The sequence below is a fragment of the Methylobacterium oryzihabitans genome (assembly GCF_004004555.2).
In the GTDB taxonomy this organism is placed as follows: Bacteria; Pseudomonadota; Alphaproteobacteria; order Rhizobiales; family Beijerinckiaceae; genus Methylobacterium; species Methylobacterium oryzihabitans.
In genome coordinates this window covers 59,669-83,840 of sequence record NZ_SACP01000021.1, presented here as the reverse complement: position 1 = coordinate 83,840, position 24,172 = coordinate 59,669, and the positions used below count along the sequence as shown (strand labels likewise).

At 71.8% G+C, this 24,172-nt stretch carries 22 protein-coding genes; 18 read left to right on the top strand and 4 right to left on the bottom strand.

Features of this window, described 5'->3' with window-relative positions; genetic code table 11:
- Positions 1-88 precede the first annotated feature (88 nt).
- Positions 89-1,648, top strand: a complete 1,560-nt coding sequence (locus tag EOE48_RS19710) for an alkaline phosphatase D family protein (RefSeq protein WP_127732314.1) — start codon at positions 89-91, stop codon at positions 1,646-1,648.
- Here EOE48_RS19710 and EOE48_RS19705 read toward each other — a convergent pair whose 3' ends face one another.
- Positions 1,649-2,062 (bottom strand): porin, encoded by a 414-nt coding sequence (locus EOE48_RS19705; RefSeq protein WP_210249588.1) that lies wholly within the window; start codon positions 2,060-2,062, stop codon positions 1,649-1,651.
- Positions 2,063-2,324: 262 nt separating this feature from the next.
- Between EOE48_RS19705 and EOE48_RS19700 the strand changes: the two genes are divergently transcribed.
- The 17 genes from EOE48_RS19700 (at position 2,325) to EOE48_RS19620 (ending at position 20,239) form a co-directional block, all read left to right on the top strand.
- Positions 2,325-2,630 carry a hypothetical protein gene (locus EOE48_RS19700; protein ID WP_127732312.1) on the top strand — a complete coding sequence of 102 codons (306 nt, stop codon included), beginning with the start codon at positions 2,325-2,327 and terminating at the stop codon, positions 2,628-2,630.
- A gap of 329 nt (positions 2,631-2,959) precedes the next feature.
- Entirely contained in the window at positions 2,960-4,135 is a 1,176-nt protein-coding gene (locus tag EOE48_RS19695) for a polysaccharide biosynthesis/export family protein (protein ID WP_127732310.1), read from the top strand.
- Between the two features lie 115 nt (positions 4,136-4,250).
- The gene (locus EOE48_RS19690; RefSeq protein ID WP_127732307.1) at positions 4,251-4,685 is read left to right on the top strand and encodes a hypothetical protein; all 435 of its coding nucleotides are present in this window, start codon (positions 4,251-4,253) and stop codon (positions 4,683-4,685) included.
- A gap of 209 nt (positions 4,686-4,894) precedes the next feature.
- Positions 4,895-6,124 carry an ABC transporter substrate-binding protein gene (locus tag EOE48_RS19685; protein WP_127732305.1) on the top strand — a complete coding sequence of 410 codons (1,230 nt, stop codon included), beginning with the start codon at positions 4,895-4,897 and terminating at the stop codon, positions 6,122-6,124.
- A 373-nt stretch (positions 6,125-6,497) separates the two neighbouring features.
- Positions 6,498-8,384, top strand: a complete 1,887-nt coding sequence (locus EOE48_RS19680) for an ABC transporter permease (RefSeq protein WP_127732303.1) — start codon at positions 6,498-6,500, stop codon at positions 8,382-8,384.
- Positions 8,381-9,169: an ABC transporter ATP-binding protein gene (locus EOE48_RS19675; RefSeq protein WP_127732301.1), complete on the top strand. Its 789-nt coding sequence runs from the start codon at positions 8,381-8,383 to the stop codon at positions 9,167-9,169. The genes EOE48_RS19680 and EOE48_RS19675 overlap by 4 nt, the downstream gene beginning before the upstream one ends.
- Entirely contained in the window at positions 9,166-9,879 is a 714-nt protein-coding gene (locus tag EOE48_RS19670) for an ABC transporter ATP-binding protein (protein ID WP_127732299.1), read from the top strand. The genes EOE48_RS19675 and EOE48_RS19670 overlap by 4 nt, the downstream gene beginning before the upstream one ends.
- 65 nt (positions 9,880-9,944) lie before the next feature.
- The gene (locus EOE48_RS19665; protein ID WP_127732297.1) at positions 9,945-11,984 is read left to right on the top strand and encodes a hydantoinase/oxoprolinase family protein; all 2,040 of its coding nucleotides are present in this window, start codon (positions 9,945-9,947) and stop codon (positions 11,982-11,984) included.
- Positions 11,981-13,666 carry a hydantoinase B/oxoprolinase family protein gene (locus EOE48_RS19660; protein ID WP_127732295.1) on the top strand — a complete coding sequence of 562 codons (1,686 nt, stop codon included), beginning with the start codon at positions 11,981-11,983 and terminating at the stop codon, positions 13,664-13,666. Before EOE48_RS19665 ends, EOE48_RS19660 begins: the two co-directional genes overlap by 4 nt.
- Positions 13,667-14,018: 352 nt before the next feature.
- Positions 14,019-15,521 (top strand): 6-hydroxynicotinate reductase, encoded by a 1,503-nt coding sequence (locus EOE48_RS19655; protein WP_127732293.1) that lies wholly within the window; start codon positions 14,019-14,021, stop codon positions 15,519-15,521.
- On the top strand, positions 15,518-15,997 hold the full coding sequence (locus EOE48_RS19650; RefSeq protein WP_127732291.1) for a MarR family winged helix-turn-helix transcriptional regulator: 480 nt from the start codon (positions 15,518-15,520) through the stop codon (positions 15,995-15,997). The genes EOE48_RS19655 and EOE48_RS19650 overlap by 4 nt, the downstream gene beginning before the upstream one ends.
- A 6-nt stretch (positions 15,998-16,003) precedes the next feature.
- Positions 16,004-16,867: a UPF0280 family protein gene (locus tag EOE48_RS19645; protein ID WP_127732289.1), complete on the top strand. Its 864-nt coding sequence runs from the start codon at positions 16,004-16,006 to the stop codon at positions 16,865-16,867.
- Positions 16,864-17,448, top strand: coding sequence for an amino acid synthesis family protein (locus EOE48_RS19640; RefSeq protein ID WP_127732287.1), 585 nt, complete (start codon positions 16,864-16,866; stop codon positions 17,446-17,448). Before EOE48_RS19645 ends, EOE48_RS19640 begins: the two co-directional genes overlap by 4 nt.
- 149 nt (positions 17,449-17,597) lie before the next feature.
- Positions 17,598-17,915 carry a type II toxin-antitoxin system TacA family antitoxin gene (locus tag EOE48_RS19635; protein WP_127732285.1) on the top strand — a complete coding sequence of 106 codons (318 nt, stop codon included), beginning with the start codon at positions 17,598-17,600 and terminating at the stop codon, positions 17,913-17,915.
- On the top strand, positions 17,912-18,424 hold the full coding sequence (locus EOE48_RS19630; protein WP_127732283.1) for a GNAT family N-acetyltransferase: 513 nt from the start codon (positions 17,912-17,914) through the stop codon (positions 18,422-18,424). The genes EOE48_RS19635 and EOE48_RS19630 overlap by 4 nt, the downstream gene beginning before the upstream one ends.
- 130 nt (positions 18,425-18,554) lie before the next feature.
- Positions 18,555-19,481: an ABC transporter ATP-binding protein gene (locus EOE48_RS19625; RefSeq protein ID WP_127732281.1), complete on the top strand. Its 927-nt coding sequence runs from the start codon at positions 18,555-18,557 to the stop codon at positions 19,479-19,481.
- Positions 19,478-20,239, top strand: coding sequence for an ABC transporter permease (locus EOE48_RS19620; protein ID WP_127732278.1), 762 nt, complete (start codon positions 19,478-19,480; stop codon positions 20,237-20,239). Before EOE48_RS19625 ends, EOE48_RS19620 begins: the two co-directional genes overlap by 4 nt.
- A gap of 397 nt (positions 20,240-20,636) precedes the next feature.
- Here EOE48_RS19620 and EOE48_RS19615 read toward each other — a convergent pair whose 3' ends face one another.
- The 3 genes from EOE48_RS19615 to EOE48_RS19605 all read right to left on the bottom strand — a co-directional run bounded on the left by EOE48_RS19615 (position 20,637) and on the right by EOE48_RS19605 (position 24,138).
- Positions 20,637-21,662, bottom strand: coding sequence for a TRAP transporter substrate-binding protein (locus EOE48_RS19615; protein WP_127732276.1), 1,026 nt, complete (start codon positions 21,660-21,662; stop codon positions 20,637-20,639).
- 82 nt (positions 21,663-21,744) lie between these two features.
- Positions 21,745-22,854: a zinc-binding dehydrogenase gene (locus EOE48_RS19610; RefSeq protein ID WP_210249587.1), complete on the bottom strand. Its 1,110-nt coding sequence runs from the start codon at positions 22,852-22,854 to the stop codon at positions 21,745-21,747.
- A gap of 81 nt (positions 22,855-22,935) precedes the next feature.
- Entirely contained in the window at positions 22,936-24,138 is a 1,203-nt protein-coding gene (locus tag EOE48_RS19605) for a CaiB/BaiF CoA transferase family protein (protein ID WP_127732274.1), read from the bottom strand.
- Between the last annotated feature and the right edge of the window lie 34 nt (positions 24,139-24,172).

Here is a 24,172-nt window from a genome sequence, read left to right as displayed (position 1 = left end):
AGCCGATTTCCGCATCGCGAAGCGATCCTCGGAAATCGTATGACGCCGCCGGCGCAGACTGACCGATCGCTCGTCCCGGGAGGCCGCCATGCCCCGCATCCGTCCGAACCGCCGGCAGGTCGTCGGCGGGCTCCTCGCCGGTGCCGCGATCGGCCGACCGGGCCTCAGCCGGGCCGCCGACCGCCCGGTGCTGACCCACGGCCTGCAATCGGGCGACGTGTCGGGGACCTCGGCGGTCGTCTGGGCCCGGGCCGACCGGCCGTCGCGGGCGGTCATCGAGTGGGCGACGACCGAGAGCTTCCGGGAGATCGGCGGCGGGGTGTTCGTCGACGCCCTGCCGGAGAGCGACTTCACGGTGAAGGCCGCGCTCGAAGGACTGCCGGCGGGCCAGGACGTGGTCTACCGCGTGCGGCTCCAGGACCTCGCCGCGCCGACGCTCCTCGGCGAGCCGGCGACCGGGCGCCTGCGCACCGCCCCGGCGGACCGGCGCGACGTGACCTTCTGCTGGTCGGGCGACACCGCCGGCCAGGGCTGGGGCATCGACGAGGCCCGCGGTGGCATGACGATCTACGCGACGATCCTGCGCAACCGGCCGGACTTCTTCCTGCATTCCGGCGACACGATCTACGCCGACGGGCCGCTCCAGGCCGAGGTGCCGCTGCCGGACGGGAGCGTGTGGCGCAACCTCGTCACCGAGGAGAAGGCGAAGCCGGCCGCGACGCTGGCGGAGTTCCGCGGCGCCTACCGGTACAACCTCCTCGACCGCAACCTGCTGGCGATGAACCGCGAGGTGCCGCTGCTCGCCCAGTGGGACGACCACGAGGTGACCAACAACTGGTGGCCGGGCCTGCCGCTGACCGGCGAGCGCCACCGCCGCCGCGGCTACACCGAGCCGAACGCCCTGCTGCTCGCCGCCCGGGCCTCGCGCGCCTTCCACGAGTACATGCCGATGCGGTTCGAGCCGGCCGAGCCCGGCCGGGTCTACCGCCGCATCGCCTACGGGCCGCTCCTCGACGTCTTCCTGCTCGACATGCGCAGCTATCGCGGCCCGAACGGCGCCAACGACGAGGCCGAGGCGGGCGAGGCGACCCGGCTCCTCGGCCCGGTCCAGCTCGCCTGGCTCCAGCGGGAGCTGGCGGCCTCGCGGGCGACCTGGAAGGTGATCGCCGCCGACATGCCCCTCGGCCTGATCGTCCCCGACGACCCCGGCCGCCGCGTCGGGTCGGAGGCGGTGGCGCAGGGCGACGGGCCGCCGCTCGGGCGCGAACTCGAGATCGCCGGCCTCCTCGGCTTCCTGCGCCGCGCCGGGATCCGCAACACCGTCTGGCTCACCGCCGACGTGCACTACACCGCGGCCCACCACTACGATCCTGGCCGGGCGCGGTTCCAGGACTTCGATCCGTTCTGGGAGTTCGTCTCCGGCCCGCTCCACGCCGGCACCGGCGCGCCGAACGCCCTCGACGACACCTTCGGGCCGCAGGTGCGGTTCCGGAAGGCCGCCCCGCCGGGGCGGATCGGCCTGTCGCCCGCCGAAGGGCTGCAGTTCTTCGGCCACGTCGCGATCGCGGGCCGGACCGGGCAGATGACGGTGACGCTGAAGGACGCGGCGGATACCGCCCTGTGGCGGGTCGTCCTCGACCCCGCCTGATCAGTCCCCGCCGTGCAGGCGCAGGAACGACCGGGCCGGGCCGTGATCGGTCGGCACCCGGGCATCGACGCTGAGCCGCCCGGAGGCGCCGAAGGGCGAGCGGGCGGCATCGGGCCCGGCGACGGCCCGGGAGGTGCCGGCCTCGAGGCGCACTCGGCCGCTGACGCGCAGGCAGGCGTCGGAGGCGCCGAGCGGCACGAAGCCCGCCCCGTAGGCGAGGCAGGACGACACCGGAAGCGCCGGCACCGCCGCGCCTCGCGGCACCCCGCGCCGCGGCGGCAGGACCGAGGGGGCCGACCCCGACGGCGCCGGAACCGGCGGCGCCAGGACGAGCGGCGCCAGAACCGGAAGCTCCAGCGGTCCCGCCTCCCCGGCCGACGCGGGCCAGGCGAGACAGGCGAGACAGGCGAGCATGACGGCCGCCGCGGAGAACCGCTGGCGTCGCCGCGCTGCCGCGCGGAAGCGGTCCGGGGACCGGACCGCCGCCCGGTTGTCCCCGCTATCCTCCGGCCAAGGACATCCCACGATCACGCTGCGGCTCCACTGTGACCTCGGGAGCATAGCCTGTTCACCGGCCCGGCGTCATGATGGTTCGAGGCCAGACGCTGCCCCTTCGAGGCAGACAACACGCCGGCCATGGTGTAAGCGTGGCCGCAAGAATGCCGACAGGGACGTCATGACGTTATCTCGCACGGGCCTCGGGCTGGGGCTTCTCTCGCTGGTCGCGGCCGTCGCCGGCAACCCTGCCACGGCGGCGGACCGGGCCTACCCGCCCGGCTACGGCCGCGGCGCCCAGGCGGACCCGGTCTACGGCGCCCGGCCGATCCCGGATTGCGCCGACCACAAGGAATGGGGCCTGCTGAGCTGCACCCCGCGCCCCGTCGTGAAGATCCTGCCCGGCGAGCCGATCGCCAACGACGTCCTCGCCCTCGAACCGCGGCAGTACCGGCCCTACCCTCAGCTCTTCATCTGGCAGCGGTGACGCCGCCACGGGATACCCGCGCGCCGCGGCGACCTTCGGCACTGCGATTCCGGCACGAGAATTATAGTGCGAAGACTGATTAATGGAGTCGTACCGTATACTGGACGTCGTTAGTCTTACCGCTTGCCTCATCGCCTGATGACTGGGGTTTTCGTGCAACACCACCGTGGAATCCTGCCGGGAAGGTTGCATCTCCTGATGGTTCTGCGCATGTGGCAACCGAGCTGAGTTTTGGCGTGAAGACAGGCTGCGTCGTGCCCACCGTCTCCAGATCCACACTGGCAGCCCTGGCTGCGATCGCCCTCGCGGGTTCCGTCGCCGGATGCGGCGTGATCCCCAAGGACGGCCCCTATGCCAACGACGTCCGCGCCGGCGCGGAGGTGAAGGTCCTGCCGGCAGGCGAGCCGATCGCCTACGCGTTCGTGTCCTTGAGCCCGCTGTCGCTGAAGATCACCAACGCCACCACCACCTCGCTCAGCCCGGCCTTCCGCAGCTTCACCGCGTCGCGCCAGCCGGCCCAGATCCGCATCGCTCCCGGCGACAGCGTCAGCCTGACGATCTACGAGGCGACCCCGGGCGGCCTGTTCCTGTCGGGCGACAATGCCGGCCGCAACGGCAACTACGTCCAGGTCCCGGTCCAGCAGGTCGACGCCTCCGGCTCCATCGACGTGCCCTATGCCGGGCGGGTCCGGGTCGCCGGCCAGACCACCGAAGAGGTCGGCCGCGAGATCGCCAAGAAGATCGCCACCCGGGCGATCGAGCCTCAGGTCGTGGTCAGCCTCTCCGATCGCCGCGGCAACGAGGTCTCGGTGCTCGGCGAGCTGCTCTCGGCCAACTTCCCGGGCCGTTTCTCACTCGATCCCGGCGGGATCCGTCTGATCCCCGCCATCGCCAAGGCCGGCGGCCCGAAATACCCGCCCTACGAGACGCTGGTCACGGTGCAGCGCGGCTCCCAGACGGAGCAGGCGATCATGACCAACATCCTGCGCAATCCGGCGCAGAACATCCAGCTCCGGCCCGGCGACACGGTCTATCTCTCGCGCGAGCCGAAGATCTTCCTCACCCTCGGCGCGACCCCGTCGCCGGGCGCGGTCGGCGGCATCAACAACCGCCGCTTCGTCTTCGACAACGACAACGTCACCCTGACCGAGGCGCTCGCCAAGTCCGGCGGCCTCGACGACCAGCGCGCCGACCCGACCGCGGTGTTCATCTACCGCCGCGAATCGAAGCGCACGCTCGCCGAGATGGGCGTCGACACCTCCGCCTACCGCGAGGATTTCGTTCCGACGATCTTCACCGTCGATTTCAGCCAGCCCGACGGCCTGTTCCTGGCGAATTCCTTCTTCATGCGCGACCGCGACGTGATCTACGTGGCCAACTCGCGGGTCACCGACACGAACAAGATCGTCAACATCTTCGGCCAGACCACCCGGAGCTTCTACGAGGTCAGCTTCGGAGCGGGGTCGGCCTCGGTTCTCGGCGGCGCCGCCGGCGCCGTCCGCTGACGCCGGTCCGACGGGCTCCGGCCTGCCCGCCCGGCAGGCCGGCGGCTTGTCTGCCGCGGGCGAAGCGGGCATCGAGAGGGGCCTCCGCAGTCCCGGAGGCGAAGGGTCCGTCCGCATGAACGCCATCCGTCCGCTCGCCGCCGCGCTGCTGCTGCTCCCGTTCGTCGCCGGCGAGGCCTCCGCCGCCTGCACCCGGCGCATCGTCAACCGCTCGGCGCTGACCCTGGTGGCCAGCCAGGACGGCGGGCCGGCCTTCGTCGTGCCGCCCGGTCATGCCCGCACGGTCCGCCTCGCCGCGCCCGGCCGGTTCGACCTCGCCGCCACCTGCCCGGCCGCCGGCTTCCTGCCCGGCGAGACCGTCGCCCAGGGCAGCTTCGCCTACGAGGCGATCCTCGACCGCTGCTACATCCGCTTCGGCACCGACGCCCTCAACGCCGAGTTCGGCCGCGGCACCCTCGGCCTCCAGAGCACCGCCCCGTTCACGGTCAACAACCCGCGCCAGGGCGACATCGTGCTCGGCCCGGTCGCCGAGGCCTGCCTGCCGCAGTGATGGCCGGCGCCCGGGCGCGCGGCGGCCTGCCCAATCGGGCGCCGGTCATCGCCCGACTTTTCCGCAAGAAATCCCCTTGCGCCCCCGCTCCGGACCGGTATCGTTCGTCTACGAACAATTCCAGGGAGCCGGACCGGCCGTCGCGGCAAGTCATCGCGGCAAGTCCCGGCACAGTCGATCCGTACCGGTCGCAGGGGGAGTTCTCGCGCATGCCGATCCGTCGTCCCACCCGTCGCGCCGTCGTCGGCGGGCTCGCCGCGGCTCCCCTCGCCCTCGCGGGCCGGGGAGCCTGGGCGCAGGGCGGCGGCCCGATCCGCATCGGTGAGCTGAACTCCTACAGCCGCATGGCGGCCTTCGCGGTGCCCTACCGCAACGCCATGCAGCTCGCCCAGGACGAGGTCAACAAGGCCGGCGGCATCAAGGCGCTCGGCGGCCGTCCGCTCGAATTCGTCTTCCGCGATGACGGCTCGACGCCCGGCGACGCGGTGCGGGTGGCCGAGGAGCTGCTGACGCGCGAGAACGTCGCCTTCCTGGCCGGCACCTTCCTGTCCAACGTCGGCCTCGCGGTGGGCGATTTCGCCAACCAGCGCAAGGCGCTCTTCCTCGCCACCGAGCCGCTGACCGACGCCCTGACGATGAGCGCGGGCAACCCCTACACCTTCCGGGTCCGCCCCAACACCTACATGCAGACCCGGATGCTGGTCGAGGCGGTGAAGGCCCGCGGCGTCAAGCGCTGGGCGATCGTCGCGCCGAACTACGAGTACGGCCAGTCGGCGGCGGCGAACTTCAAGCGCCTGATGGCGCAGGCGGTGCCGGGCTTCGAGGTCGTCACCGAGCAGTTCCCGGCCCTCGGCCGGATCGACGCCGGCGCCACCGTCGGCGCCCTGGCGCAGGCCAAGCCCGACGGCCTGTTCAACGTGCTGTTCGGCGCCGACCTCACCGCCTTCGTGCGCGAGGGCAACACCCGCGGCCTGTTCGAGAAGCGCACCGTCGCGAGCCTGCTCACCGGCGAGCCGGAATACATGATCCCGCTGGGCGACGAGACGCCCGAGGGCTGGGTCGTCACCGGCTACCCCTGGGACAAGATCGACACCCCCGTCCACAAGGCGTTCGTGCAGGCCTACCGCGCCCGCTTCAACGACACGCCCCGGCTCGGCTCGCTGCTCGGTACCGTCGTCGTGCAGATGATCCAGGCGATGCTGGAGAAGGCCGGCTCGACCGAGACCGAGGCGATGATCAAGGCGCTGACGGATCTGCGGACCGAGACCGTCGCCGGCCCGGTGACGATGCGCGGCCTCGACCACCAGTCGACGCTCGGCGTCTGGGTCGGCGAGACGGCGCTCAATGGCCGCCAGGGCACGATGACCAAGTTCCAGTACGAGGACGGCGCCAAGTTCATGTTCCCGGAAGCCGAGGTGAAGGCGGCGCGGAAGGGTTAGGGGCGCCTCGGTCTGTGGGTCGCGTTCTCATCGCACAGCTTTGAAGCAGGGCTGTTCGAGGAAAGAAAATGGCGCGTCTCCCCTCTCCCGAGTGGGAGAGGGGCCGGGGGATCGAAGATCCCGCACGGGCCTGTGGCCCGCGTGAGGGTGGCTCGGGTTCCGGAATGGATACTAAGCGTCGAGTTGTGCAGCTCGCCCGTTGCCGCTCCATTCTCTGGCCGAGCCACCCTCGCGCGATCTTCGATCGCCCCTACCCCTCTCCCACTCGGGAGAGGGGATCCCGCGCTTGATGTCAAAATGAATTGTCCCCCGACAGGCATGCGCCCGCGGGGAGAGGAGAGACCCCGCGCCCCGGCAGGAGACGGCGACCCCGATGGACCCTTCCTTCCTCGTCCTGCAATCGCTCTCCGGGCTCGCCAGCGCCTCGTCGCTGTTCGTGATCGCGTCGGGCCTGACCCTCGTCTTCGGCGTCACCCGCATCGTCAACTTCGCCCACGGCTCGTTCTACATGCTGGGGGCCTACCTCGCGGTCACGCTGGTGCCGCGGCTGCTCGACCTGTCGTACTCGCCCTGGACGTTCTTCCTCGGGGTGATCCTCTCGGCGGTCCTCGTCGGCCTCGTCGGCGTCGCCATCGAGGTGCTGCTGCTGCGCCGGATCTACCGGGTGCCCGAGCTGTTCCAGCTGCTGGCCACCTTCGGCATCGTGCTGATCGTGCAGGACGTGGTGCTGAAGGTGTGGGGGCCGGTCGACATCCCGGGCCCGCGCGCGCCCGGCCTGCGCCACGGCGTCGAGATCCTCGGCCAACGGTTTCCCTCCTACGAACTGCTGCTGATCGGCGTCGGGCCGTTGGTGCTGGGGCTGCTCTGGCTCGTCATGCACCGCACCCGCTTCGGCGTGCTGGTGCGGGCCGCGACCCAGGACCGCGAGATGGTCGGGGCGCTCGGCGTCAACCAGGCCCGGCTGTTCACCACCACGCTGTTCCTCGGCGCCTTCCTCGCCGGCCTCGGCGGCGCGCTCCAGATCCCGCGCCTGCCGGCCAACAGCCACATGGACCTGTCGATCATCACCGACGCCTTCGTGGTCACGGTGATCGGCGGCATGGGCTCGGTCACCGGCGCCTTCCTGGCCGCCCTGGTCATCGGCCAGCTCCAGGCCTTCGGCATCCTGATCTTTCCGAAGGTCACGCTGGTGCTGGTCTTCCTGCTGATGGCCGTCGTGCTCGTGGTCAAGCCGTGGGGCCTGCTCGGCAAGCCGGACGCCGCCGCCAGCCGCACCGTGGCGCCGGAGGGCATCCTCGGCCTGCGCCGGTTCCGCCCGCCGGAGCGGATCCTCGCCGGGCTCGCGGTGCTGCTGGTGCTCGTGGTGCCGCTGATCGCCGACGCCTACAAGGTGAAGGTCGCGACCGAGATCCTGGTCTTCGCGCTCGCCGCCTTCTCGCTCCAGTTCCTCGTCGGGGTCGGCGGCCTCGTCTCGTTCGGGCACGCGGCGTATTTCGGCATCGGCGCCTACGCCGCCGGGCTCCTCGTCACCGGGCCGTTCAAGGCGCCGATGGAACTGGCCCTGGCGCTCGCGCCGCTGGCGGGCGCGGCCGGGGCCGCCCTGTTCGGCTTCTTCATCGTGCGGCTGTCGGGCATCTACCTCGCGATGCTGACGCTCGCCTTCGCGCAGATCGTCTACGCAGTCTGCTTCCAGTGGGTCGAGGTGACGGGCGGCGACAACGGCGTCGTCGGGGTCTGGCCCGCCGCCTGGGCGGCCTCGCGCGGCACCTACTACTACGTCGTCGCCGCCGTGGTGCTCGCCGCCATCGTCGCCCTGCGCCGGGTGATCCACGCGCCGTTCGGCTACACCCTGCGGGCGGCGCGCGATTCCGCCACCCGGGCCGACGCGATCGGCATCGACGTGCGCACCCACCGCTGGCTCGGCTTCACGCTCGCCGGCGCCGCGGCGGGCCTCGCCGGCGGGCTCTACGCCTTCTCGAAGGGCTCGATCGACCCGACGATGATCTCGATCCCGCAATCGGTCGACTTCCTGGCGATGATCCTCGTCGGCGGCATCCAGACCGTGATGGGCCCGCTCGTCGGCGCCGGCGTCTTTCACGCCCTCAAGGACGTGTTCATGCCGCTGACCGAGTTCTGGCGGCTGGCGCTCGGCGCCACCATCATCGCGATGGTGCTGCTGTTTCCCCGCGGCATCGCCGGGGCGACCCTGTCGCTGCGGCCGCGCCGGCCGGCGCCCGCCTCGGTGGAGGCCTCGGCATGACTCTTCTCGTCGTCGACCGCCTCAACAAGCGCTACGGCGGCGTCTCGGCCGCGAAGGAGGTGTCGTTCACGGTCGCGGCCGGCGAGATGGTCGCGGTGATCGGCCCCAACGGCGCCGGCAAGTCGACCACCTTCGGGATGGTCGGCGGGCAGGTGAAGCCGGATTCCGGCATGGTGACCCTCGACGGCGAGGCGATCACCGGCCTGCCGTCGCGGGCGATCTGGCGCAAGGGCGTCGGGCGCACCTTCCAGATCGCCCAGACCTTCGTCACCATGACGGTGGCCGAGAACGTCCAGATGGCGCTGGTCTCGCATCGCGGCCGCACCCGCCACCTGTTCGCCGACGCGACCCGCCTCTACCGCGACGAGGCGCTGGCGCTTCTCGACGGGGTCGGCATGCGGGCCGACGCCGACCGGCCGGTCTCGGAACTCGCCTACGGCGACGTCAAGCGGGTGGAACTCGCGGTGGCGCTCGCCTCCGGCCCGAAGCTCCTGCTGATGGACGAGCCCACCGCCGGCATGGCGCCCAAGGAGCGCGTCGGGCTGATGCGGCTCACCGCCCGCGTCGCCCGCGAGCGCCGCATCGGCGTGCTGTTCACCGAGCACGACATCGACGCGGTGTTTTCCCACGCCGACCGGCTGCTGGTGCTGGTGCGCGGCGAGATCATCGCCGCCGGCACGCCCGAGAGCGTCCGCGCCGACCCGCGGGTGAAGCAGGTCTATCTCGGCGAGGCCGGCGCCAGGGCGGCCGAGCGGGCGAAGCGCCTCGTGGAGGTGCCGGCATGACCCTCCCGATCCTCACCGTCGAAGCCTTGCGCGCCTCCTACGGGCTGGCCGAGGTGCTGTTCGGCGTCGGCCTGACCCTGAACCGGGGCGAGGTCGTCGCCCTGATGGGCCGCAACGGCGCCGGCAAGTCCACCACGCTGAAGGCGATCATGGGCCTCGTGCCGGCGAGCGCCGGCGTCGTGACCTTTGCCGACACGCCGGTCACCGGCTGGGAGCCGTTCCGCATCGCCCGGCTCGGCCTCGGCTACGTGCCGGAGGAGCGGCGGATCTTCACCGACCTCACGGTCTACGAGAACCTTGAGGTCGGCCGCCGGCAGGCCCGGGGCGAGCGCCCGGCCTGGACGCCCGAGAAACTGTTCTCGATCTTCCCCAACCTCGCCGAGATGCGCGGGCGGCGCGCCTCGGCGATGTCGGGCGGCGAGCAGCAGATGCTCACCATCGCCCGCACCCTGATGGGCAACCCCGCCGCGGTGCTCCTCGACGAGCCGTCCGAGGGCCTCGCCCCGGTCATCGTCGAGCAGATGGCCGAGGCGGTGCTGCGGATGAAGCGGGAGGGCATCGCGGTGCTGCTGTCCGAGCAGAACCTGTACTTCGCCTCGACGGTCTCGGACCGCGCCTACGTCATCGAGAAGGGCGCGATCCGCTACGAGGGCACGACGGCGGAACTGGAAGAGAACGACGAGATCCGGGAAGCCTACCTGACGGTGTGAGGGGGCCTCGTCATGGGCGGGCACGTCGGACAAATCGTTCGTAGGCGAATGAGAGGAGGCGGGCGTTGAGACGGGTGGCTGGCATCGACGTGGGCGGCACCTTCACCGACCTGCTCCTGACCGAGGCGGGGCCGGACGGCCTCGCCGTGCGCCTCGCCAAGGTGCCGACGACGGTGCGCAACCAGGCCGAGGGGGTGATCGCCGCCATCGCGGCGGCGGAGCGCCGGCCGGCCGACCTCGACCTCGTGATCCACGGCACCACCGCCACCACCAACGCGGTGCTGGAGCGCAAGACCGCGAAGGTCGGGCTCGTCACCACGGCGGGCTTCCGCGACGTGCTCGAACTCGGCCGGCGCACCCGGCCCAAGCCCTACGGGCTGTTCGGCACCTTCGCGCCGCTGATCCCGCGCGAATTGCGCCGCGAGGTGCCCGAGCGGGTGATGGCCGACGGCACCGTGCGCACGCCCCTCGACGAGGAGGCTGTGCGCGAGGCGGTGCGGGCGCTGGTCGCCGAGGGCTGCGAGGCCCTGGTGATCCACTTCCTGCACGCCTACGCCAACCCGGCCCACGAGCTGCGCGCCGGCGCGATCGCCCGCGAGCTGTGGCCGAACGCCTACGTCACCCTCGGCCACGCGCTCTTGTCGGAGTTCCGCGAATACGAGCGCGGCACCACCGCCTCGGTCAACGCCGCGGTGCAGCCGATCCTCGACCGCTACGTCGCCCGGCTCCAGCGCGAATTGCGCGAGGGCGGCTTCTCCCGCGACCTGCTGGTGATGAACGGCAACGGCGGCACCGTGCCGGCGAGCCACGTCGTCCACGAGGCCGCCAAGACCGTGATGTCGGGGCCCGCCTCCGGGGTGATGGCGGCGGCCGCGACGCTCGCCCAGACCGGGCTGTCCAACGCCATCACGTACGACATGGGCGGCACCTCGACCGACGTGGCGCTGATCGCCGGCGGCGTGCCCGAGGTGTCGGCGGAACTCACCATCGATTACGGGCTGCCGATCCACCTGCCGATGGTCGACGTGCACACGGTCGGGGCCGGCGGCGGCTCGATCGCCTCGGTCAACCGCGCCGGCATGCTCCAGGTCGGCCCCGAGAGCGCCGGCTCGGAGCCCGGCCCGATCGGCTACGGCCGCGGCGGCACCCGCCCGACCATCACCGACGCCAACCTCGTGCTCGGCCGTCTCGACCCGGCCCGGCTGACCGCCGTGCGGGCGGGCGTCGGCCTCGACGCGATCCGGGACGCCTTCGCCCGCGACCTCGCCGGGCCGCTCGGCATGAGCGTCGAGGAGGCCGCCGCGGCGGTGATCCGCCTCGGCAACGTCCACATGACCGGGGCGATCCGGATGGTGTCGCTGTCGCGCGGCTACGACCCGCGCGACTTCGTGCTGTTCGCCTTCGGCGGCGCCGGACCGCTGCACGCGGTGGCGCTGGCGCGCGAGCTCGGCATTCCCGAGGTGCTGGTGCCGGCCCGGCCCGGGCTGACCAACGCCCTCGGCTGCCTCGTCGCCGACCTGCGCCAGGACCGGGTCAACACACTCAACCGCCCCCTCGACGGGCTCGACATGGCGGACCTGCGCGCGACCCTGGAGGCCCAGGCCGCCGACGCCCTGGCGGTGGTGGCGGAGGAAGCCGACGAGATCGACGAGACGACGATCCTCTACGGCGCCGACATGCAGTTCCGCGGCCAGACCCACCTGATCCGCGTCGCCCTGCCGGGGCCGGACATCACCCGCGAGGCGATGCAGGCCCTGTTCGAGGACGCCTACCACAAGCGGTTCCAGGTCCGGCTGCCCGAGATCCGGGCGGTGGTGGTGAACCTCGTCACCTCGGTGATCGGCCGGCGCCGGGCCTTCCCGCTGTCGAGCCTGCTCGACCCGGTGGCGCGGGCCGGGACGGTGGAGGATGCCCGCCTCGGCAGCCGCTCCCTCTACGCCGACGGCCGCTGGCAGGAGGCCGCGGTCTATGCCCGCGAGGCGCTGCCCTTCGGCGCGCGCATCAAGGGCCCGGCGGTGGTGCAGCAGGTCGACGCCACCACGGTGATCGAGCCCGGCGCGGTGGCGACCGTGGACGACATCGGCAATCTGAGGATCCGGGCATGAGCGCCATCGACGCCCTCACCCTCGCGGTGGTCCAGGCCGGGTTGCAGCAGGTCTGCAACGAGATGGACATCGCGTTCTCGCGCTCAGCGTTCTCGCCGGTGATCGCCGAGGCCGACGACCGCTCGGACGGGATCTACGACCGCGACACCGGCGCCCTCATCGCCCAGGGCGAGTACGGCCTGCCGGTCTTCGTCGGCACGATGCAGTACTCGACCGGCGAACTGATCCGGCTGATCCGCGAGGGCCGGGTCGGCGCGCCGGAGCCCGGCGACATCTACATCGTCAACGACCCCTATCTCGGCGGCACGCACCTGATGGACGTGCGGTTCGTGAAACCGGTCTTCATCGACGGCAGCCTGTTCTGCTGGCTCCAGAACACCGGCCACTGGCCCGATATCGGCGGCATGGTGCCGGGCGGCTTCTCCGCCCACGCCACCGAGGTCGAGCAGGAGGGCCTGCGCCTGCCGCCGGTGAAGCTGTTCAAGCGCGGCGCCATGGACCCGGAGATCTTCTCCATCATCACGTCGAACATCCGGGTGGCCGACCAGCGCATCGGCGACATCTCGGCGCAAGCGGCGGCGCTGGCGGTCGGCGAGACCCGGCTGCTCGACCTCATCGCCAAGTACGGCCGCGAGAACCTCGATCGGGCGATCGGCGAGATCCGCGCCCGCTCCGCCGAGCGGATGCGAGCCGAGATCCGGGGGATCCCGGACGGGGTCTACCGCAGCGAGGCCTTCGTCGATTCCGACGGGGTGGTGAACGAGCCGCTGCGGATCGCGCTCGCCGTCACCAAGGCCGGCGACGGGCTGACCTTCGACTTCACCGGCTCGTCGCCGCCCTGCCGCGGGCCGATGAACTCGGTCATCGCCACCACCCTGTCGTCGGTCTACCTCGCGGTAAAGCACGTGTTTCCGGACGTGCCGATCAATGCCGGCACCTTCGAGCCGCTGACCATCCTGCGGCCGGAGGGCACCTTCCTCGACGCGCGCTACCCGCGCCCGGTCTCGGGTTGCGCCGCCGAGGTCAGCCAGCGCATCGCGGAAGCCGTCTTCCTCGCCCTGGTCCAGGCGATCCCCGACCGGGTCACGGCGGCGCCGGCCGGCACCTCGGGCAATTTCGCCCTCGGCGGCTTCGACCCGGCCAAGGACGCTCCTTACGTGATGTACCAGATCACCGGCGGCGGCTATGGCGGCAACGCCGACCATGACGGGCTCACCAACGGCTGCTCGACCATCGGCATCTCGAAGACCGCGCCGGTCGAGGTGATGGAGCAGTATTATCCCGTTCTGTTTCGCCGCTTCGCCCTGCACGAGGGCTCCGGCGGGGCCGGCGCCCATCGCGGCGGCTTCGGGGTGCATTACGAGGTCGAATTGCTGCGCGGCGAGGCCAAGGCCTCGTTCGTGATGGATCACGGCCGCTTCGGCCCGCCCGGCGTCCAGGGCGGCCGCGACGGGGCGCCCAACGTCGTGCGCATCCACCGCGACGGCGAGGTCTTCACCCCGCCCCATCTGTCGAAGGACCAGAACATCGCCATCCGGGCCGGCGACCGCGTCGAGGTGATGACCCCGGGCGGCGGCGGCTACGGCGACCCGCGCGAGCGCGACCCGGCGCTGGTCGCCCGCGACGTGGCGCGGGGGTATTACACGCCCGAGCAGGCCGAGGCTTTGTGGGGGCGGCGGTGATGGGGGTTTCGCCGCACGCCGACCGGAGAGGCGCGACCCTTGCTCTCCCCCTTTTGCGGCAGGGCTGTCCGGGGAACATTCCTTTGAGAATCGAGCGCGGGATCCCCTCTCCCGAGTGGGAGAGGGGTAGGGGTGAGGGTGGCTCGGGTTCAGTCTTGGACACTGAGCTTGGAGCTGCGCAGCTCAATCCTCACCGTCCTATTCCGTACCCGAGCCCCCCCCCCCCCCCCCCCCCCCGGCCCCTCTCCCACTCGGGAGAGGGGAGACGTGCCCGTTCTTTTTCCCGGACGGCCCTGTCACTGCGGGGGAGGGTCCGGACTGCGCTCCCAAAATCCCCCACCCGGAGGCTGCCATGAGCCCTGACGCCCTCTCGGTCGCGGCGCGCTCGAAGAAGTTCGGGGCGGCGGAAGCCGACGGGATCGTGCGCTGCGACGCCTGCCCGGTCCTGTGCCGGATCCGGCCCGGCCGCTCCGGCGCCTGCTCGCGCTACGCCAACGAGGACGGCCAGCTCGTGCGCACCGACCCGGTCGTGCTGCTGGAGAAGACCGCCGAGGCGGGCGGGCGGCTCGTGCCGTTCGGGGAAGCCGAGTGGGACGGACGCGTGCTTGATCCCGGCCGCACCTTCGTCACCGGCATCGGCGCCGGCACCACCTATCCGGACTACAAGCCGGCGCCGTTCATCGTCGCGAGCGAGCACGACGGCGTCGAGACCGTCACGGTCGTGACCGAGGGCATCTTCAGCTATTGCGGCCTGAAGGTGAAGATCGACACCGACCGCCATCTCGGGCCCGAGCGCGCCGCGGTGCGGGTCGGGGCCGAGGAGGTCGGCCACGTCACCACCGCCGAGTACGGCTCGCAGATGCTCTCCATCGGCGGGGTGCGCCACCTCACCGGCGGCTCGAAGAAGGAGGGCAGCGTCACCTGCGACGCGATGCTGAAGCTGTGCGCCGGCGAGGCGGTGACGCTCACCATCGACGGCGGCCACGAGGTCGTGGTGCAGGCCGGCCGCGCCCCGGTCGTCGACGGCAAGCCGGAGAGCCGGATGCGGGTCGGCTGCGGCTCGGCGACGGTCGGCATCTTCGCGCGCCAGTGGCTCGGCCACGCCGACGAGGTGATCGTCGTCGACGATCACATCACCGGCGTGCTGACCGAGCATCAGGCCGGCCGCGTCCTCGACATGCGGCCCGCCGGCATCCGGGTCCGCGGCCGGCGCTCGACGCCGGGGCGCTACTTCCAGGTCGCCGAGCCCGGCATCGGCTGGGGCGGCACCGACATCGAGGACCCGCTCACGATCATCCGGGCGATCGACCCGGCCGTCGCGTGGCCGGGCCTGCGGCTGCTGCTGACCTCGACCACCGGCGAGCACGCGCTGTGGCTGGTGCTCGACGAGAACCTGACCCCCGTCCCGGCCGAGATGCCCGAGCCGGTGCGCCGGGTGGTCGAGCGGATCGGCGAGAATTGCGAGCCCTCGGTCTGCACCGTGCTGTTCATGGCCGGGGCCGGCGGCAGCCTGCGGGCGGGCGTGACCGAGAACCCGGTCCTGCTCACCCGCTCGGTCGCCGCGGGCGAGACCCGGGTGACGATGGGCGGCGCGCCGGTGACGGTGTGGCCCGGGGGCGGCATCACGGTGATGGCCGACGTGCAGCGCCTGCCGAGGAACGCCTTCGGGTCGGTGCCGACCCCGGCCCTCGTCGCGCCGATCGAGTTCACGCTGCCGAAGGACCTCTACGCCCGGCTGGGCGGCCACATGGACGACGTGGTCGGCATCGGCGACATCCTGCGCGACGTCGCCCCGGCCGCCCGGATCGATCCGTTCCCGGCGGTGAATCCGTGGCCGCTGCGGGGCGATCCATGAAGTCGCTCCGCACCCCGCCGCCCGCGCCGGAGACCCCGCGGGACACCGCACCGGAATCCTGGCACGGCTACCGCGTCGAGGACCAGATCGGCTACCTGATCCGCCGGGCGCACCAGCGCGCCTCCTCGATCTTCGATTCGGTGATGCGCGAGTTCGGGGTGACGCCGGTGCAGTTCACGGCGCTGGCCAAGCTGCACGACGGCGGCCCGACCTCGCAGAACCAGCTCGGCCGCCTCGTCGGCATCGACCCGGCGACGATGTACGGGGTCGCCGGCCGGCTGACCCGCCGCGGCTACGTGCGGGCGACCGACGACCCGGGCGACGCCCGCCTCGTCCTCCTCGACCTCACGCCCGAGGGCCGCGCGGTGGTGGAGGCGATGAAGGCCCGCGGCGGCGAGGTGACGGCCCGCACCCTCGCCCCGCTGAGCGCGGACGAGGCGGCGCTCCTCGTGCGCCTCATCGCCCGGCTCGGCTGACGCGCGATGGACGGCCCGGCGATCCAGCCCCTGTCCGGCGGCCGGCTGCACCTCCAGCACGGGCCGATCGACCTCGTGCTGCGGGCCTGGGGCGCCGAGGCGGCGCAGGCGGACGCCTGTGCCGCCGCCGCCGAGCGCTTCCGCACGGTGCTGGGCGAACTGGTGGCGGAACTGCCCGAGTTGCGCCGGCCGGTGGCCGACCGGCCGCGGGTGACCGGCGCGGTCGCCCGCCGGATGGTCGCCGCCTGCCGGCCGCACCGGGCCTTCGTCACCCCGATGGCCGCGGTGGCGGGCGCGGTCGCCGACGAGATCCTGCTCGCCATGACCGAGGCCGCGCCCCTCGACCGCGCCTTCGTCAACGACGGCGGCGACATCGCGGTCCATCTCACCGAGGGGGAGAGCCTCGCCATCGCGCTCGCCGCCGACTTCTCCGGCGGTCCGGTGCCGACGGTGAACGGACGGGTGCGGCTGCGCCACCGCGACGGGATCGGCGGCGTCGCGACCTCCGGCTGCCAGGGCCGCTCGTTCTCCCTCGGCATCGCCGATTCGGTGACGGTGCTGGCCCGCGACGCGGCCGGGGCGGACGCCGCCGCGACGCTGATCGCCAACGCCGTCGACCTGCCGGGGCACCCGGCGGTCGTGCGCCGGCCGGCCCGCGACCTCGACCCCGATTCCGACCTCGGCGAGCGGCCGGTCACCGTCGCGGTCGGCCCGCTCGCGCCCGACGAGATCGCGGCGGCGCTCGCCGCCGGCCGCGACCGCGCCGCCGCGATGCAGGCCGCCGGGCTGATCCGTGCCGCCGCCCTCACGCTCCGGGGCGAGACCCTCGTCCTCGGCTCCTTCCCGCTGATCCAGGAACCCGCCCCATGACCGAGATCGCCGTCCGCAAGATCGTCGTCACCGTCGAGGAGGTGCGCCACGACGGCGGGCCGGTGCTGGCGACCCCAATCCTCAAGGGCTCGGTCGCCTGCATCGTGAAAAATCCGTTCGCGGGGCGCCACGAGCCCGAGATCGCCGGGATGATGGACGCGCTCAAGCCGCTCGGCCTCGAATGCTCGACCAAGCTGCTCCAGGCGCTCGGCGGCGACCCCGCCCGGATCGAGGCCTACGGCAAGGGCTCGCTGGTCGGGGCCGCCGGCGAGTTGGAGCACGGCGCCCTCTGGCACGTGCCGGGCGGCTACGCGATGCGCGAACTGCTCGGTCAGGCCCTCGCCATCGTGCCGTCGATGACCAAGGTCGGGGCGATGGGAGCGAGCCTCGACGTGCCGATCCACCACAAGGACGCGGCCTATGTCCGCTCGCATTTCGACGGCGTGACGGTCGCGGTCGCCGACGCGCCGCGAGCCGACGAGATCCTGTTCGCCCTCGCGATGACGACCGGCGGGCGCCCGCATGCCCGGGTCGGCGGGTTGCGGCAGGACGAGATCACCAAGCGGGACGGGCTGCGCTGAACAGGGTTCGCAAAAGCGGCGGACGCTTCTGCGGGAGAATGGCGACGCCCAAGGGGGCGACAGGCGCTTGGCGGCCTGCTGTCCCTGCGCGATCGTCCTTGAAGCACCCGGCATTCGGCCGTACGTTTTGCGCGACAGGAGAGACGGCCATGGCCCGCACGCGGTCGCAGGACGGCGCCCCGATCTTACGCCGGCGTGCGGAGCGTCTCGAGGCCCGCGTGACGGCGGAGCAGAAGGCTCTCATCGAGCACGCCGCGGCGCTCGAAGGGCGCAGCATCACAGATTTCGTTCTGACCAGCGTCCAGGATGCGGCCAAGCGCGCCATCGCCGAGCATGAAGTCATCCGGCTCAGCGTCAGGGATTCCCGCGCCTTCGTGGAAGCGCTGCTCAACCCGCGCGAGCCGAGCGCGCGGATGCGGGAGCGTGCGGCCGCCTACGCGGCGCTGATCGGCGACCGATCGAGGTGAGCACCGACGCAAGGCCGGTGATCGATCCTCTCGACACGTCGCGTCACGATCGGTCCGGCTTCTCCTGCGGTGTCGAGCCGCTTGATCGGTATCTGCGATCGCAGGCCAGCCAGGACGCGCGCCGTCGCGTGGCGGCTCCCTACGTGCTGGTGGAACCGCCAGCGTCCGCCGTCCTCGGCTTCTACACGCTGTCGAACACATCCATCCAGGCGGCGGAGCTGCCGGCGACCTTCGTCAAGACGCTGCCGCGCTACCCGGTCTTGCCGGCGACGCTGCTCGGTCGGCTCGCGGTCGATGCCCGGCAGCGGGGACGCGGGCGAGGAACGGTTCTCCTGCTCGATGCGCTGCGACGCTGCCTCCGCAGCGAGACGGCTTCGCTGGCGGTCGTGGTGGACGCCAAGGACGACGCGGCCGTCTCGTTCTATGAGCGGCACGATTTCCTGCGCCTGCCCGACCAACCCCACCGTCTGTTCATGCCGATGACGGAGATCGCGCAACTGTTCGGGTAGCGCGGCGGGCGGCGGCTCGATGGTTGTTGCCGGCGCCAGGGAGCGTTGAGGCGCGCGCGATCCCGCCCGCCGCCGGACGTGCTACACGGCGCACGCGCCGGTTGCGGCCGGGTCCACCACGCGGAGCGCGATGTCCTCGATCATCTCCATCTCCGGCCTGACCAAGGTCTACGATTCGGGCTTCAAGGCGCTCGACGGAGTCAGCCTCGACATCCGCCAGGGCGAGATCTTCGCCCTGCTCGGGCCGAACGGCGCCGGCAAGACCACCCTCATCGGCATCGTCTGCGGGCTGGTGCGGCCGAGCGGCGGCACGGTGCGGGTCGGCGGCCACGACATCCTCGTCGATTACCGCGCCGCGCGCCGGCTGATCGGCCTCGTGCCGCAGGAGCTCACCACCGACGCCTTCGAGACCGTGTGGGCGACGGTGAGCTTCAGCCGCGGCCTGTTCGGGCTCAAGCCCGACCCGGCCCACATCGAGCGGGTGCTGCGCGACCTCTCGCTGTGGGAGAAGCGCGACAGCAGGATCATGACCCTGTCGGGCGGCATGAAGCGCCGGGTGCTGATCGCCAAGGCGCTCGCCCACGAGCCGCGGGTGCTCTTCCTCGACGAGCCGACCGCCGGCGTCGACGTGGAACTGCGCCAGGACATGTGGCGGCTGGTGCGGCGCCTGCGCGAGCAGGGCGTCACCATCATCCTCACCACCCACTACATCGAGGAGGCCGAGGAGATGGCCGACCGGGTCGGGGTGATCCGCCGCGGCGAGATCATCCTCGTCGAGGACAAGGCGGCGCTGATGCGCAAGCTCGGCCGCAAGCAGCTCACGCTCCAGCTCCAGGCGCCGGTCGCGGCTCTGCCGGACGCGCTCGCCCGCTACGGCCTCGTCCCGTCGGCGGACGGGAGCGAGCTCACCTACACGTACGACAGCCAGGGCGAGCGCACCGGCATCACCGCGCTGCTCACCGACCTCGCCGCCGCCGGCCTGCGCTTCCGCGACCTCCAGACCTCGCAGAGTTCCCTGGAGGACATCTTCGTCGACCTGGTGAAGGACGCCCGATGAACTGGCCCGCGATCCGCGCCATCTACCTGTTCGAGATGGCCCGCGCCTGGCGCACGCTGCTGCAGAGCATCGTCGCGCCGGTGATCTCGACCTCGCTCTACTTCGTGGTGTTCGGCGCCGCGGTCGGGCACCGGATCGAGACCATCGAGGGCGTGCCCTACGGCGCCTTCATCGTGCCCGGGCTCATCATGCTGACGCTGCTGACCCAGAGCATCGCCAACGCGTCGTTCGGCATCTACTTCCCGCGCTTTGCCGGCACGATCTACGAGATCCTGTCGGCGCCGATCTCGCCGGTCGAGATCGTCATCGGCTATGTCGGCGCGGCGGCCTCGAAGTCGATCCTGCTCGGGCTCATCATCCTCGCCACCGCCTCGCTGTTCGTGCCGCTGCGCATCGAGCACCCGGTGGTGATGGTGCTGTTCCTGCTGCTCACCGCGATCACGTTCAGCCTGTTCGGCTTCGTCATCGGGCTGTGGGCGGACGGGTTCGAGAAGCTGCAACTGGTGCCGCTGCTCATCGTCACGCCGCTGACCTTCCTGGGCGGCAGCTTCTACGCCATCGACATGCTGCCGCCGGTGTGGCGGGCGCTGAGCCTGTTCAACCCGGTCGTCTACCTCGTCAGCGGCTTCCGCTGGAGCTTCTACGGCCGGGCCGACGTCTCGCTCGGCATCAGCCTCGCCATGGCGCTGGTCTTCCTCGCCCTGTGCCTCGGCGCGGTGACGTGGATGTTCCGCACCGGGTATCGCCTGAAGGCGTGAGGGTGACGGCTTGGTCTCGTCCGGGACGAGGTGCCGTGCCCGAACCCTCCCCCGCAGCGGCTACCGCATTCACACATCGCCGAAGAAGGCGCGGGGATTCTCCTCGCCCCGCTTGCGGGGAGAGGCCTTGGGGATCGGAGCGATCCCACTCCCCCTTGTCGGGGGCGAAGGAAGCTCGGAGGGCGAGGGTGAGGGGGCGATGCAGGACGAGCTCCTCCGGCTTCGCCCCCTCACCTTCGGCTGCCGCCTCGCTGCGAACCCGACAAGGGGGTGGGATCGTTCCGATCCCCAGCAGCCCTCTCCCCGCAAGCGGGGCGAGGAGAACGCGCACAACCCGATGTGTGAATCTGCAAGCCCGCAGCGGGGGGAGGGTTCGGGCGAAGCCTCCGGCTCCCCCTCACCCGAGCTTGCCGGCCGCCGCTTCGAGCTGGCCCATCAGGTCGTCGCCGAAGCGCTTGCGCCACTCGGTGTAGAAGCCGCTCTTGCGCAGTTCCTCCTTGAACGGCTCCGGGTCGACGTCGTTGAACACCAGCCCCTTGGCGGTGAGCTGCTCGCGCAGGGACGCGTTGAGCCGCGCCACGTCCTTGCGCTCGTCGAGGCAGGCGGCGTTGACCGCTCCGGCGAAGGTCTCCTTGAGGTCGGCCGGCATCTGGCCCCAGGCGCGGCGGTTGATGAGGAACCACCAGCCGTCCCACATGTGGTTGGTCACCGAGCAGTATTTCTGCACCTCGTAGAGCTTCGCGGTGTCGATGATGACCGGCGGGTTCTCCTGCCCGTCCACAACCCGGGTCTGGAGCGAGGAATAGACCTCCGAGAAGTTGAGCCCGGCCGGCGCGGCGCCGAGGGACTTGAACAGCGAGGTCCACAGGGCGCTCACCGGCACCCGGATCTTGAGGCCCTGGAGGTCCTTCGGCTCGCGGATCGGCCGCACGCTGTTGGTGATCTGGCGGAAGCCGTTGTCCCAGATGCGGTCCAGGACCACGAAGCCGGCCTTCTCGATCTGCCCGCGCAGGGTCTGGCCGAGCTGCCCGTCCATCGCCCGCCACACCGCGTCGTAGTTCGGGAAGGCAAAGCCGAGGCCGTAGATCGACGAGGTCGGGATCAGGGTCGAGAGCACGTTCACGCCCGAGAGCGCGAAGCATTCGAGCGCCCCGGAGCGCAGTTGCGAGAGCATGTCGCTCTGGCCGCCGAGCTGGTTGTTGGGAAACAGCTGCAGCTCGACCCGCCCCCCGGTGCGCTCGCGGATCGCCTCGGCGGCCTTGCGGGCGTGGACGTTGATCGGGTGGGTGTCGGGCACGTCGGTGCCGAGCTTGAACACGTACTCGGCCGCCCGGGCGCGGCGGATCGGCAGGGCCGCGCCGATCAGGCCGGCGCCGAGCGTGGCGCCGACGAGCCCGCGCCGGGTCAGGGTGCTGCGCGACATGGTGTCCTCCTGGGTCTTCTGGTTGTCGTCGTATCGGCGTGGCGTTCGCCGCCGGTGGTCGTCCCGTCTCCCGCGAATGCGGTCAGAACTCGATCACCGGCTTGATCTCCTCGAAGTTCTTCATCCGGGTGAGCGCCAGGTTCACGTCGTCGAGCCTGTAGCGGTTGCTGACCATGCGCTCGAACGGCACCTCGTGCCGGTGCTTCGAGACGAAATCGAGCGCCTTCCAGTACGCCTTCGCCTGCCCCGAGAAGGAGCCCAGCACCCGCAGGTTCTTGCTGACGATGGCCGACGGCATGATCGTCGTCCTGCCCTGGCCGAGCTGGCCGACCACGAGGTAGCTCGCGCCGCGCCGGGCGAGGTCGAGGCCCTCGCCGAAGGCCTCCGGATGGCCGGTGAACTCCATCACCACGTCGGCGCCGCGGCCGTCGGTGAGCGCCCGGACCCGGTCGAGCCGCTCGGCATGGCTGGTGCGCTCGACCGACAGCACCTCGTCGGCGCCGAACTCCTTCGCGAGGTCGAGCCGGGCGTCCGGCGCCCCGAGGGTCACCACCCGGCGGGCGCCGGAGATCTTGGCCACCGCGGTGGCGAGCAGGCCGAGCGGGCCGGCGCCCTGGATCACCACGGTGTCGGTCGGGTCGATGCGGCCGAGCCCGTCGAAGGCGTTCATCACCGAGCGGAAGGCGCAGCTCGCCATGCTGGCGAGTTCGTTCGGCACGTTGTCGGGCACCCGGACCCGCCCGGAATCCGGCAGCACGTAGCCGTATTCGGAGAAGCCGCCGAGCAGGTAGGGCGCCACGTCCATCCGCTCGTACATGTACTTGCGGCTGTACTGGCACAGGGTCGGCTCGCGGGCGACGGTGCAGAAGTAGCAGCGCCCGCACGCGGTGTGGGTCCAGGTGATGCGGTCGCCGACCCGCAGGGGCTGGCCGACCGAGTCGCGGTCGGTCCCCGACCCCATGGCGACGATCCGCCCGACCATCTCGTGGCCGATGATGACCGGCAGGTCGACCTTGAGGGCGAGCGAGCCCTGCCAGAGATGGACGTCGGTGCCGCAGATCGAGCAGGTCTCGATCTTCGTCAGGATCGTGCCGGGCTCCAGCTCCTGCGGGATCGGCACCTCCTCGATGCAGACCGGGGCCTTGAACGCGCGCACCACGGCGGCGCGGCTGCTGCGGGGAAAGCGCATCATCGGTCGGGTTCCTCCCGGGGCGGGCCGTCGGAGCCCTGCCGTGTCGTTGTGGTGGCGCCGGGGCGTCGTCCGGGGCGGGCGTCAGGCCGGCTTCGCGGCGCCGATTTCGGCCCGCACGGCCTCCTCGTCCTGGCCGAGGGACGGGGCGAGGCGGCGGATCCGGGCGGGGGTGCGCGACAGCCGCGGGAACGGCGCGTGCATCGGCACCGGGCCGACCTCCGGATCGTCGACCTCGACCAGGACGCCGCGGCCGCGGACATGCGGATCCTCGGCGAAGCCGGCCGGGTCGTAGACCGGCCCGACCGTCACCTCGGCCTTCTCGAAATAGGCGAGGTTCTCGGCGAGGTCGCGGGCGGCGATGAAGCCGCCGACGACGGCGTCGACCTCCTCGACGTTGTCGAGCCGGGCCGAGTTGGTGGCGAAGCGCGGGTCGGCGATCATCTCGGGCCGGCCGATGGCGGAGAACAGCCGGGCCGCCATGTCCTGGGTCGAGGCCGACAGGGCGATCCACTCGCCGTCGCGGGTCGGGTAGACGTTGCGCGGCGCCGTGATGCTGACCCGGTTGCCGAGGCGCGACGGCGAGCGGCCGGTGAGGCGGTGGATCGCCGCGTCCGGCCCGAGGGTCGCGTGCAGCGGCTCGAGCAGCGACAGGTCGACCACCTGCCCGAGCCCGCCGGGCCGCTCGGCGACGCGCAGCGCCGCCAGCGTCGCGAAGGCGCCCGACAGGCCCGCCACCATGTCGGCGAGGGCGAGGTTCGGCAGGGCCGGCGGCTTGTCGGCGAAGCCGTTCTTGGCGGCAAAGCCGCTCATCGCCTCGATCAGCGAGCCGAAGCCCGGCCGCTGGGCGTAGGGGCCGGTCTGGCCGAAGCCGCTGATGCGCACCACGACGAGCTTCGGGTTGAGGCCGTGCAGCACCTCGGGCGCGAAGCCCGCCGCCTCCATCACGCCGGGCCGGAATCCCTCGACCAGCACCTGCGCGGTCGGCACCAGCGCCCGCAGGGTCGCCTTGCCCTCCGGGGTCTTGAGGTCGAGGCGGATCGAGCGCTTGTTGCGGCTGTAGACCTTCCACCACGCCGGGATGCCGTTCTCCTGCCAGTGCCGCAGGGGGTCGCCCTTGCCCGGCTCCAGCTTGATGACGTCGGCGCCGAAATCCGCCAGTTGCAGGCTCAGCATGTTGCCGGCGACGAGGCGCGACAGGTCGAGCACCCGCACCCCGGCGAGCGGCCCGTCGGCCTCGGGAGCGCCCCCCCCTTCCGGCCCGCGGCCCTGCGCTGGCTCCGACATGCTGCCTCCCGGACGTTTCTGGTGTCTGGCGGAC

Bases quoted from the DNA above. Each gene is read 5' to 3' on its own strand.
- EOE48_RS19690 (WP_127732307.1), top strand. From the start codon at position 4,251: ATGAACGCCATCCGTCCGCTCGCCGCCGCGCTGCTGCTGCTCCCGTTC.
- EOE48_RS19670 (WP_127732299.1), top strand. From the start codon at position 9,166: ATGACCCTCCCGATCCTCACCGTCGAAGCCTTGCGCGCCTCCTACGGG.
- EOE48_RS19635 (WP_127732285.1), top strand. From the start codon at position 17,598: ATGGCCCGCACGCGGTCGCAGGACGGCGCCCCGATCTTACGCCGGCGT.
- EOE48_RS19645 (WP_127732289.1), top strand. From the start codon at position 16,004: ATGGACGGCCCGGCGATCCAGCCCCTGTCCGGCGGCCGGCTGCACCTC.
- EOE48_RS19685 (WP_127732305.1), top strand. From the start codon at position 4,895: ATGCCGATCCGTCGTCCCACCCGTCGCGCCGTCGTCGGCGGGCTCGCC.
- EOE48_RS19620 (WP_127732278.1), top strand. From the start codon at position 19,478: ATGAACTGGCCCGCGATCCGCGCCATCTACCTGTTCGAGATGGCCCGC.
- EOE48_RS19610 (WP_210249587.1), bottom strand. From the start codon at position 22,854: ATGATGCGCTTTCCCCGCAGCAGCCGCGCCGCCGTGGTGCGCGCGTTC.
- EOE48_RS19700 (WP_127732312.1), top strand. From the start codon at position 2,325: ATGACGTTATCTCGCACGGGCCTCGGGCTGGGGCTTCTCTCGCTGGTC.
- EOE48_RS19605 (WP_127732274.1), bottom strand. From the start codon at position 24,138: ATGTCGGAGCCAGCGCAGGGCCGCGGGCCGGAAGGGGGGGGCGCTCCC.
- EOE48_RS19675 (WP_127732301.1), top strand. From the start codon at position 8,381: ATGACTCTTCTCGTCGTCGACCGCCTCAACAAGCGCTACGGCGGCGTC.
- EOE48_RS19625 (WP_127732281.1), top strand. From the start codon at position 18,555: ATGTCCTCGATCATCTCCATCTCCGGCCTGACCAAGGTCTACGATTCG.
- EOE48_RS19650 (WP_127732291.1), top strand. From the start codon at position 15,518: ATGAAGTCGCTCCGCACCCCGCCGCCCGCGCCGGAGACCCCGCGGGAC.
- EOE48_RS19710 (WP_127732314.1), top strand. From the start codon at position 89: ATGCCCCGCATCCGTCCGAACCGCCGGCAGGTCGTCGGCGGGCTCCTC.
- EOE48_RS19655 (WP_127732293.1), top strand. From the start codon at position 14,019: ATGAGCCCTGACGCCCTCTCGGTCGCGGCGCGCTCGAAGAAGTTCGGG.
- EOE48_RS19705 (WP_210249588.1), bottom strand. From the start codon at position 2,062: ATGCTCGCCTGTCTCGCCTGTCTCGCCTGGCCCGCGTCGGCCGGGGAG.
- EOE48_RS19615 (WP_127732276.1), bottom strand. From the start codon at position 21,662: ATGTCGCGCAGCACCCTGACCCGGCGCGGGCTCGTCGGCGCCACGCTC.
- EOE48_RS19680 (WP_127732303.1), top strand. From the start codon at position 6,498: ATGGACCCTTCCTTCCTCGTCCTGCAATCGCTCTCCGGGCTCGCCAGC.
- EOE48_RS19640 (WP_127732287.1), top strand. From the start codon at position 16,864: ATGACCGAGATCGCCGTCCGCAAGATCGTCGTCACCGTCGAGGAGGTG.
- EOE48_RS19660 (WP_127732295.1), top strand. From the start codon at position 11,981: ATGAGCGCCATCGACGCCCTCACCCTCGCGGTGGTCCAGGCCGGGTTG.